The sequence below is a fragment of the Kiloniella litopenaei genome, from assembly GCF_000982415.1.
GTDB classification, from domain to species: domain Bacteria; phylum Pseudomonadota; class Alphaproteobacteria; order Kiloniellales; family Kiloniellaceae; genus Kiloniella; species Kiloniella litopenaei.
Genome location: NZ_LANI01000070.1, coordinates 1 through 574 on the forward strand (window position 1 = coordinate 1; position 574 = coordinate 574).

A 574-nucleotide genomic window follows, 5' to 3' on the forward strand; every position below is an offset into this window, starting at 1 on the left:
CAATTTTAATGAATCGTAGAAAGTTTCTAACGGGTGCAGCTACGGGTGTAGCAGCAGGTGCAGCGGCGGCCACACTGAGCGCCCCCGCGATTGCACAGGGCAAACGCGACCTAAAAATGGTGACAACCTGGCCAAAGAACTTCCCGGGTCTGGGAACAGGTGCCCAACGTGTTGCAGACCGTATCACAGCAGCATCCGGTGGTAAGCTGAACGTTAAGCTTTATGCTGCGGGTGAGCTGGTTCCACCGTTTGAATCCTTTGATGCCGTTTCCAACGGTACTGCGGATATGTACCACGCTGCTGAATACTATTGGCAGGGTAAACACAAAGCCTTTAACTTCTTCACAGCTGTTCCTTTCGGCTTCACAGCCAACGAACTCGATGCCTGGGTTCACTATGGCGGCGGTCAGGAACTGTGGGACAAGCTGTCTGCACAGTATAACCTGAAATCCTTCATGGCCGGTAACACTGGCGTACAGATGGGTGGTTGGTTCAACAAGGAAATCAACACACTGGAAGACTTCAAAGGTCTCAAAATCCGTATGCCTGGTCTGGGTGGTGAAGTTCTGCGCCG

At 52.3% G+C, this 574-nt stretch carries 1 protein-coding gene; it reads left to right on the forward strand.

The window, feature by feature from the left end; genetic code table 11:
* On the forward strand, positions 1–574 hold a 574-nt coding region (locus WH95_RS20150), incomplete at both ends, for a TRAP transporter substrate-binding protein (RefSeq protein WP_245623001.1).